General features: G+C 62.3%; 8 protein-coding genes. 4 read left to right on the plus strand and 4 right to left on the minus strand.

The features are described from left to right. Nucleotides 1-184: 184 nt before the first annotated feature. Genes CK219_RS28950 through glcF form a run of 3 tightly spaced genes read left to right on the plus strand, consistent with a single transcriptional unit; the run spans nt 185 to nt 3453 of the window. Nucleotides 185-1399 (plus strand): FAD-binding protein, encoded by a 1215-nt coding sequence (locus CK219_RS28950; RefSeq protein WP_095769971.1) that lies wholly within the window; start codon nt 185-187, stop codon nt 1397-1399. A gap of 49 nt (nt 1400-1448) precedes the next feature. Then, nucleotides 1449-2120 carry a response regulator gene (locus CK219_RS28955; protein WP_141245425.1) on the plus strand — a complete coding sequence of 224 codons (672 nt, stop codon included), beginning with the start codon at nt 1449-1451 and terminating at the stop codon, nt 2118-2120. A 7-nt stretch (nt 2121-2127) separates the two neighbouring features. Then, entirely contained in the window at nt 2128-3453 is a 1326-nt protein-coding gene (glcF, locus tag CK219_RS28960) for a glycolate oxidase subunit GlcF (protein ID WP_095769973.1), read from the plus strand. Here the strand turns inward: glcF and CK219_RS28965 are convergent, their stop codons facing one another. Together CK219_RS28965 and CK219_RS28970 are read right to left on the minus strand one after the other, a co-directional pair. Further along, nucleotides 3454-4374 (minus strand): bifunctional 5,10-methylenetetrahydrofolate dehydrogenase/5,10-methenyltetrahydrofolate cyclohydrolase, encoded by a 921-nt coding sequence (locus CK219_RS28965; RefSeq protein ID WP_095769974.1) that lies wholly within the window; start codon nt 4372-4374, stop codon nt 3454-3456. It abuts the gene before it with no gap. A gap of 361 nt (nt 4375-4735) precedes the next feature. Further along, a complete protein-coding gene (locus tag CK219_RS28970; RefSeq protein WP_095769975.1) occupies nt 4736-5476 on the minus strand; it encodes a L,D-transpeptidase in 741 nt (246 codons plus the stop codon). A 213-nt stretch (nt 5477-5689) separates the two neighbouring features. Here CK219_RS28970 and CK219_RS28975 point away from each other — a divergent pair, with 213 nt between their 5' ends. Next, complete coding sequence (locus CK219_RS28975) at nt 5690-6328, plus strand: DNA-3-methyladenine glycosylase I (RefSeq protein WP_095769980.1); 639 nt, start codon at nt 5690-5692, stop codon at nt 6326-6328. 165 nt (nt 6329-6493) lie between these two features. Here CK219_RS28975 and CK219_RS28980 read toward each other — a convergent pair whose 3' ends face one another. Both CK219_RS28980 and CK219_RS28985 read right to left on the minus strand, forming a co-directional pair. After that, nucleotides 6494-6877, minus strand: a complete 384-nt coding sequence (locus CK219_RS28980; protein WP_095769976.1) for a hypothetical protein — start codon at nt 6875-6877, stop codon at nt 6494-6496. Nucleotides 6878-6904: 27 nt separating this feature from the next. Beyond that, the gene (locus CK219_RS28985) at nt 6905-7141 is read right to left on the minus strand and encodes a hypothetical protein (protein ID WP_095769977.1); all 237 of its coding nucleotides are present in this window, start codon (nt 7139-7141) and stop codon (nt 6905-6907) included. Nucleotides 7142-7390 lie beyond the last annotated feature (249 nt).

Consider the following 7390-nt stretch of genomic DNA (forward strand, 5'->3'; position numbering starts at 1 on the left):
CGCGGCCTTCGCCAACCTTCGACGTCGCAAGTGAGGCGCGGCCCCAGAAGCTGCCAATCTCCCCCCTAGAGGGGGAGATGTCCGGCAGGACAGAGGGGGGCGCGAAGGAACTCGGCCTGTCTCGGGCTGCGCCGGAGCCACCTCTCTCCCGCGTTGCGGAGGCGAGGAACCAGGTCCACGCACCATGACCACCTTCACCCCCTCCACACTCACCGAAACCCTCTCCACCATCCAATGGGCAGCCGCCGAGGAAACGCCGCTCGAAATCCTCGGCCATGGCTCGAAGCGCGGCATCGGTCGCCCATTACAGACCGAGCATACGCTCGACTTGTCGCACCTCATCGGCGTAACCCTCTACGAACCGGCCGAACTCGTGCTCTCAGCCCGTGCCGGCACGCCACTCGCCGAGATCGAAAAATTGCTTGCCGAAAACGGCCAGCAATTCGCGTTCGAGCCGATGGACTACGGCCCGTTGCTCGGCGGCGAGCCGGGCCAAGGGGACAAGAACGGCACCATTGGCGGCGTGCTGGCTTCGAACCTGTCCGGCTCACGCCGCCTCAAGGCAGGTGCGGCGCGCGACCACATCCTCGGCGTCGCCGGCATTTCCGGACGCGGCGAAGCCTTCAAGTCCGGCGGGCGCGTGGTCAAGAACGTCACCGGCTATGACCTCTCCAAGCTGATGGCCAACAGCTGGGGCACGCTCGCCGTGCTGACCGACGTCACCTTCAAGGTCCTGCCGGCCGCGGAAACCGAGGTGACCTTGGCCATTCGTGGCCTGCTCGACGATGCCGCCGTGGCCGCCATGGCGCTGGCACTTGGCTCCAGCGCCGAAGTGTCGAGCGCCGCACATCTGCCGGAGCGGATCGCCGCGAAGGTCGCCGGCGGCAAGCACGGCAGCGACGCCGCGACGCTGTTGCGCGTCGAAGGTTTTGGCCCTTCGGTCGTCTATCGGATCGAAGCGCTGAAGCAGCTGCTCGGCAAGGCCGGGCCGCTGGAAGAGATCGCCGGCGAGGCCTCGAAAACCATCTGGCGCGACATTCGCGACTGCGTGCCTTTCGCCGATGGCGGCACGCGACCGGTTTGGCGTGTCTCGATGGCGCCGTCTGAGGCGCACCACATGGTGATGGCGCTGCGCATGCAGGCGGCGGTCGATGCCTTCTACGACTGGCAGGGCGGTCTGGTGTGGCTGTCGATGCGCGAGGACGATCCGGAGGCTGATTTGCTGCGCGGCTTGATCCGCAAACATGGCGGCGGCCACGCGACGCTGGTGCGCGCCTCGCCCTCGCATCGCGCCGCGCTGCCGGTGTTCGAACCGCAGCCGCCGCATCTGGCGGCGCTCTCGGCGCGGCTCAAGGCCGAGTTCGACCCGAAGAACATCCTAAATCCAGGAAGAACTTGAAAATTACAACTCCAGGCTTACAGTGAATGTCCTTGGGGAGGAATTCAGGATGTTAAATTTATTGTCGCAGCATGAGTTCTGGACAGCTATTACCAGTTTGGCTTGGCCAATTATTGCCTTATTTGCTCTATATAAATTTTTGCCGACAATAGATGGATTGCTTAAAAGAGATTCTGTAAGTGTTAAAATTGCTGGGTTTGAATTGAATTCCCAGCAAGTTGTCGACGACATAAGGAAAAGTATATCGGATATACAGAAGAGAATCTTAGAGATAGAAGGTAATGGTGATTTAGACAGCAGGACTATATTTGAAAGAAATGAAAACATAGAGTTTTATGCAAGCCAAGAAATATCAAAGCCATTGCTGTGGGTTGATGATTTTCCTTCAAATAACGCTTTTTTGATTGATGAATTTAGGAAAGGAGGTGTGGATGTGGTTCTTTCCTTGAGCACTGATGACGCGGTTAAGAGGCTGGAGAACGAAAGTTTTTTTGCGATAATAACGGACCTTGGTAGAAAAGAGGACGGGATTGACAATCCTGGCGCTGGCCTCGACCTTATTAGGATCGTAAAAAATAGAAACATAGAGGTGCCGATTTTGGTGTTCGCGGGGCCGCGAGGCATATCAAAGAGGGCTCAACTGATTGATGCCGGTGCGGAGGTGGTGACGCAATCGGGAGTGGACGTGATCAAGTTCGTCAATAAATACGCGCGCAAATAAGAACTAAATGCAAACCTCTTTTTCTTCCATACAGCTTGCCGACCCGCATGTCGCGGAATCGGAAAAGATCCTGCGCAAATGCGTGCATTGCGGCTTCTGCACCGCCACCTGTCCGACCTATGTGACGTTGGGCAACGAACTCGATTCGCCGCGCGGCCGCATCTACCTCATCAAGGACATGCTGGAGAACGGCCGGCCGGCCGACAAGGAGATCGTCACCCATATCGACCGCTGCCTGTCTTGCCTTGCCTGCATGACGACCTGCCCCTCGGGCGTGAACTACATGCATCTGGTCGACCATGCCCGCGCTCATATCCAGGAAACCTACAAGCGCCCGCTGCTCGACCGGCTGACGCGCGCCATGCTAGCCTTCGTGCTGCCTTACCCGAACCGCTTCCGCGCCGCGCTGAAGCTCGCCGGGTTCGGCCGGCCGTTCATCGGCCTGTTCGAGAAACTGCCGGCGCTGAGGCCGGTGGCGGCCATGCTGAAGCTCGCGCCATCGGCGATCCCGCCGGCATCGCCGACGGCGAAGCCGGCCACGCATGCCGGGAAAGGCACAAGGCGCGGCCGCGTCGCGATCCTCACCGGCTGCGCGCAGTCCGTGCTCGATCCGGCGATCAACGAGGCGACCATCTCTTTGCTGACCAGGCTCGGCGTCGAGGTCGTGGTGCCGCAGGGCGAGGGCTGCTGCGGCGCGCTCGTCCATCACATGGGCCGCGAGCATCAGGCTCTTGCCTCGGCCAGACAGAATGTCGACGCCTGGATGCGCGCCATCGAGCAGGGCGGCCTCGACGCCATTATCATCACCGCATCCGGCTGCGGCACGACGATCAAGGATTATGGCTTCATGCTCCGCCTCGATCCCGCCTATGCCGAAAAGGCGGCGCGCGTCTCGGCATTGGCCAAAGACATCACCGAATACCTCGCCGCGCTCGACCTTCCCGAGCCGGCGCGCAGACCGGGCACGGTCGTCGCGTATCACTCCGCATGCTCGATGCAGCATGGCCAGAAGATCACGCGCCAGCCGAAGGAGCTGCTGGCCAAGGCCGGCTTCGTCGTGCGCGAGCCGCGCGAAGGGCATCTGTGCTGTGGCTCGGCCGGCACCTACAACATCCTGCAACCCGAGATTTCGGCCAAATTGCGCGACCGCAAGGTGAAAAACATCGAGGCGACTGGCGCTTCAGTCGTCGCCACCGGCAACATCGGCTGCATCACCCAGATCGCGTCCGCCGCGAAGTTGCCGGTCGTGCACACGATCAAGCTGCTCGACTGGGCCTATGGCGGCCCGAAGCCGGAAGGTGTTTCTGACAGCGGTTTGATCGCTGCCGAATAATTACTCCGCCGCGAGCTGATCCGCTACCCCATAGGTCGCGCGATAAAGTGCGCGCTGGCGGTTGAGCGCCACCATGGTGTTGCGCAACAGGATCGCGACCGTGAGCGGGCCGACGCCGCCGGGCACCGGCGTGATCCAGGACGCCACTTCCTTGACGCTGTCGGTGTCGACGTCGCCGACGATGCGGCTTTCGCCGTCGGGCCCGACCTCGGAATTGATGCCGATGTCGATGACGGCAGCGCCCGGCTTCACCATGTCGGCTTTGATCAGCCGCGGCTTGCCGACCGCGACGAACAGCGCATCGGCGCGGCGCGCATGGGCGGCCAGCGATCGCGTCATGTGGTGGCACACCGTCACCGTCGCGCCCTCGCTCATCAGCAGGAAGGCGATCGGCTTGCCGACGATCTCGGAATGGCCGACGACGACCACTTCGAGCCCCTTGAGCTCGAGGCCGGTCTCCTTCAGCAGTTCGACCGAGGCCGCCGCCGTGCAGGGCGCCAGGTCGAGCTGGTTGTAGACGATGTTGCCGATCGAGGCCGGATGCATGCCTTCGACGTCCTTCAGCGGATGCACCGCCGCCTGCAGCGTCTTGATCGGGATATGCGCCGGCACCGGCCGTTGGATGATGATGCCGGTGACGCGCGGGTCGGCATTGAGGCCGTGGATCGCCGCTTCCAGCTCGCCGGCGGTGATGTCGGCGGAAAAGCGCCGCTCCTCGAAGGAGATGCCGGCAAGGGCTGCCTTGGCGCGCTGGTTGCGCACATAGACATCGACCGCTGCGGTATCGCCGACGGTGATCGAGACCAGCTTCGGCGGAAAACCTTCGGCCGTGGCGATCGCTGCGTCGTCGCGCACCGAAGCGATGATGCGCTGGGCGACCGGGCCGCCTTTCAGGTAGCGGCTGTCGTCGGTCCGGGTCATGGCTGGCACCTCTGCCTTCTGAGGCAATTCAAGGAAAGGCGCACTGCCGTCCGGAATTGCGTGACTATCAAGATTTGTGCACTGCAATAGCAGAGGAGCGCCGGGAAATCAGCCCCGGAAACGAAATGCCCTGCTTTCGGGGCGACTTGCCGCCTCATGCATCAAAAGAAAGGCTCAAAAACGAAAAAGGCAGCGCGGTTTCCCTGCGCTGCCTTTTCGCGACTGGCCGTATCCCCACACGGCCCGTCCCCCGTAAACCCCTTCGCTGGTTAAAGCACATCCCGCAGGATGGCACTATGACTTGGCTGCAACAGCATCAGACAAAAAGTGCTGCGCCGTCTAACCAGCTGATTCGCTGTGATTATATCACCTCGACCGTCGTTCCGACATTCACGCGCTCGTAAAGGTCGACGACATCTTCGTTGCGCATGCGGATGCAGCCGGAAGACACCGCGCCGCCGATCGTCCAGGGCTGGTTGGTGCCGTGTATGCGGTATTCGGTGGTGCCGAGATAGAGCGCGCGCGCGCCGAGCGGGTTCTCGATGCCGCCGGCAAGATAGGTCGGCAGGTAGCGGCCCTTGGCCGCCTCGCGCTTGATCATCTCCGCGGGCGGGCGCCAGTCCGGCCAGACCTTCTTGTCGGTGATCTTGTGGGTGCCCGACCATTCGAAGCCGGGCTTGCCGGTGCCGACGCCGTAGCGGCGCGCCTTGCCGTTCTTCTCGATCAGGAAGAGGAAGTTCTGGTGCGTATCGATCACGATGGTGCCGGGCTTCGCAGGGCCGTCATAGGCGACTTCCTGCGGCAGGTAGACCGGATTAATCTGCGGCCGCATCACCATGCGCTTGGCCGGCTGCTGCACGGCCGCCGTCTTCTGCCGGTCGGGCTGCGCCTGAAGCAGGCGCTGCAGCGGCTGCTGCGTTGCCTGCCGCGTCGGGCGCACGATGCCCGGCGCGTGGCCAAGCTGCAGCACCCAGGGCGCCGAAAGGTCGGGGCTTACCATCACCGGCGGCACGTCGGCATAGCGGTCATTGGCAAGGGAAGTCGTGGCGCCGGCGGCAAGAATGGCCACCGCGCCGAGCAGGGAACAAAACGCTGTCTTCATGGGAACGCACCTTGATCGAACTCATCCGGGGCGGCGAGGGCGCCCTCGGTTTCGCGATCCTTGGCGCGGAGCGGCAAGCAAAACATGAATCGGAATGCGTAAAATGCCGCTTTGTCAGTAAACCTTTTGGTGTGGTTACCGGCCGGTTCAGGAATCTGGTAAAGCCACGGTAAAAGCGGCGCTGAAGCGCATTAACGAATGGATCTGCTGACGATGGCGATTGAAAATACCGGCATTCTCGATGGCCCGGACGGCAGGGCGCGCTGCTTCTGGCACGGCAATTTGCCGGACTACCTCCACTACCACGATCACGAATGGGGCCGGCCAGTGACGGACGATCGCCGGCTGTTCGAAAAGATCTGCCTCGAAGGCTTCCAATCGGGCTTGTCGTGGCTGACCATCCTGCGCAAGCGCGAGAATTTCCGCGAGGCCTTCGCCGGTTTCAACTTCAACAAGGTGGCGGCGTTCACAGACGCGGATGTCGAGCGTCTGCTCGGCAATGCCGGCATCATCCGCCACCGCGGCAAGATCGTGTCGACCATCAACAACGCCAAACGCGCCCGCGAGATGGTCGACGAGTTCGGCTCGCTTGCCGCCTGGTTCTGGAAGTTCGAGCCGGGTCCGGGCGAGCGGCCCGAAATCGTCGACCTGGCGCATCTGCGCGCCAACCCGACGACGGCGGTGTCGGTCAGGATATCGAAGGAATTGAAGAAGCGCGGCTGGAGCTTTGTCGGCCCGACCACGGTCTATGCCTTCATGCAGGCGATGGGCCTGGTCAACGACCATCTCGAAGGCTGCTACTGCCGGGCAGAGGTGGAGAAAGAGCGCAAGACGTTCAAGCGGCCGAAGTAGGGGTGCTTTCTTCCTTCTCCCCTTGTGGGAGAAGGTGGCCGCGAAGCGGCCGGATGAGGGGTGTTCCAGCGGAGTGAGACGCTGGCTTTCCCTGGAGCACCCCTCATCAGTCTCGGCGCTAACGCGCCGATCCACCTTCTCCCACAGGGAGAGAAGGAGAAGAGGCTACTTCTCGAACCTGCCCTTATGGCCGCTGCCGTTGATGTCCCAGACCAGACTGGAGCCGGACACCGTCAGCACCAGTCCGCTGAAGCCGCTGTCGTCGGGCGTATGATGCGTGGAGGCGGAGCTGCGGCCTGCCGGGATGACCTCGACAGTCGAGCCCTTCCGCACCCAGCAGCCTTTGCCGTACTGGTCGTTGGCGCCATAGGCGAGCGCGAATTCAAAGCTGCCGTCTTTCTTCAACAGCAGTTCTGAACCGACCTCCATGACGCCGTTCAGGTAATAATGGCCGGCAAGACGGGCATCACCCGCCTGGCAGGCGTTGGCCGCGCTCGTCGCGCCAACAGCCAGCGCGCCGGCAAGCGCGCACGCAAATTGCAGATGCATGATGATCCCCCGATCGTTGAGTGAAAGTCAGACGCTGCCGGCGCCGGCCAGGAACAGCCCGGCAATGATCGCCGCCACGGCTGCGAAGGCCGGGTAGATCACCAGCAGGCCAGTCACCAACGCGTCGCGCACGGTCGGCTTGCGCGCCTCGGCCGCGACCTCGAATGGCCCGGCCGGCTGCTGGGCCGGCTTGAGCATAAAGCCGCCGGCAGGCCGCAGCCTGGCCGATGTGCCGCTCTCGATAATGTCGTTAGCCGTCGTCATGGTCCCCGAACCCTTGTTTTGACGCGCTTTATGGTCGCCGATTGTGTCGGCAGCATGCCGCGCCGACGGCGGAATTGTTTCGTTTTTGGCGTGGTTTGTTTCAGTTTTCCTTCTCCCCTTGTGGGCCTGTTGCGCAGTTAGCGAGAACAGGCTCGCAGAGGGGTTTTGACCGCGAAGTGTGTTGTGCTTGGTGGGCGATTTGGCCTTGGGGTTGAGTTTGATGGTGGCGGTGCGGCCCCTAGGCCGGTA

The organism is Mesorhizobium sp. WSM4313 (assembly GCF_002294725.1).
In the GTDB taxonomy this organism is placed as follows: domain Bacteria; phylum Pseudomonadota; class Alphaproteobacteria; order Rhizobiales; family Rhizobiaceae; genus Mesorhizobium.